This is a genomic window from Streptomyces viridosporus, from assembly GCF_002078235.1.
Taxonomy (GTDB): Bacteria; Actinomycetota; Actinomycetes; order Streptomycetales; family Streptomycetaceae; genus Streptomyces; species Streptomyces viridosporus.
This window is the reverse complement of sequence record NZ_MSGP01000484.1, coordinates 1-1,900: the sequence shown is the minus strand read 5'-3', so window position 1 is coordinate 1,900 and position 1,900 is coordinate 1. Positions and strand designations below refer to the sequence as shown.

Below are 1,900 nucleotides of genomic sequence, written 5' to 3'. Positions count from 1 at the left end.
GCAGCTGGGCCTGGACGTCGCCCTGATCGAGAAGGACAAGGTCGGCGGCACCTGCCTGCACCGGGGATGCATCCCCACCAAGGCCCTGCTGCACGCGGGCGAGATCGCCGACCAGGCCCGCGAGAGCGAGCAGTTCGGTGTGAAGGCCAGCTTCGAGGGCATCGACGTCCCCGCCGTCCACAAGTACAAGGACGACGTCGTCTCCGGGCTCTACAAGGGCCTGCAGGGGCTCATCGCCTCCCGCAAGGTGACCTACGTCGAGGGCGAGGGCCGGCTGTCCTCCCCCACCTCCGTCGACGTGAACGGTCAGCGGATCCAGGGCCGTCACGTCCTGCTGGCGACCGGCTCCGTGCCGAAGTCGCTGCCGGGCCTGGAGATCGACGGCGACCGCATCATCTCCTCCGACCACGCCCTCGTCCTGGACCGCGTGCCGAAGTCCGCGATCGTCCTGGGCGGCGGTGTCATCGGCGTCGAGTTCGCCTCCGCCTGGAAGTCCTTCGGCACCGACGTCACGATCATCGAGGGCATGAAGCACCTCGTCCCGGTCGAGGACGAGAACTCCTCCAAGCTGCTGGAGCGCGCCTTCCGCAAGCGCGGCATCAAGTTCAACCTGGGCACCTTCTTCCAGAAGGCCGAGTACACCCAGGACGGCGTGAAGGTCACCCTGGCGGACGGCAAGGAGTTCGAGGCCGAGGTCCTGCTGGTCGCCGTCGGCCGCGGCCCGGTCTCCCAGGGCCTGGGCTACGAGGAGGCCGGGGTCGCCATGGACCGCGGCTACGTCCTCGTCGACGAGTACATGCGCACCAACGTCCCGACCATCTCCGCCGTCGGTGACCTGGTCCCGACCCTCCAGCTCGCGCACGTCGGCTTCGCCGAGGGCATCCTGGTGGCGGAGCGTCTGGCGGGTCTGAAGACCGTCCCGATCGACTACGACGGTGTCCCGCGGGTGACCTACTGCCACCCGGAGGTCGCCTCCGTCGGCATCACCGAGGCCAAGGCCAAGGAGATCTACGGCGCGGACAAGGTCGTCGCTTTGAAGTACAACCTCGCGGGCAACGGCAGGAGCAAGATCCTCAAGACCGCGGGCGAGATCAAGCTCGTCCAGGTCAAGGACGGTGCCGTGGTCGGCGTCCACATGGTCGGCGACCGCATGGGCGAGCAGGTCGGCGAGGCCCAGCTGATCTACAACTGGGAGGCGCTGCCGACCGAGGTGGCCCAGCTCATCCACGCCCACCCGACGCAGAACGAGGCGCTCGGCGAGGCCCACCTGGCCCTGGCCGGCAAGCCCCTCCACGCCCACGACTGACGCCCTCGGTCACCGGGCGCGACGACTACAGACTTCCGCACTTCCAAAGGAGCAACCGAAACCATGGCGGTTTCCGTAACCCTTCCGGCGCTCGGCGAGAGCGTCACCGAGGGCACTGTCACCCGCTGGCTGAAGGCCGAGGGCGAGCGCGTCGAGGCCGACGAGCCGCTGCTCGAGGTCTCCACCGACAAGGTCGACACCGAGATCCCCGCACCCGCCTCCGGCGTGCTGTCCTCCATCAAGGTCGCCGAGGACGAGACGGTCGAGGTCGGCGCCGAGCTGGCCCTGATCGACGACGGCAGCGGCGCCCCGGCCGCCGAGCAGGCCCCGGCCGCCGAGCAGGCCGCCCCGCCGGCTCCCGAGCCGCAGCCGCAGGCCCAGCCGTCCACCGAGCAGCCCGCCCCGGCTCCGGCGCCCACCGCCGAGGCCGCGGCCGGCGCCGGCTCCGCCCAGGGCACGGACGTGGTCCTGCCCGCGCTCGGCGAGTCCGTCACCGAGGGCACCGTCACCCGCTGGCTGAAGTCGGTCGGTGACACCGTCGAGGCCGACGAGCCGCTGCTGGAGGTGTCGACGGACAAGGTCGACACCGAGATC

The 1,900-nt window shown here is 70.4% G+C and carries 2 protein-coding genes; both read left to right on the top strand.

What is annotated here, in order from left to right; translation table 11 throughout:
• Positions 1-1,306 (top strand): dihydrolipoyl dehydrogenase (gene lpdA / locus B7L92_RS29895; protein WP_081240479.1); only part of this gene is annotated, 1,306 nt, incomplete at its 5' end.
• A gap of 63 nt (positions 1,307-1,369) precedes the next feature.
• On the top strand, positions 1,370-1,900 hold a 531-nt coding region (locus B7L92_RS29890), incomplete at its 3' end, for a biotin/lipoyl-containing protein (RefSeq protein ID WP_304364722.1).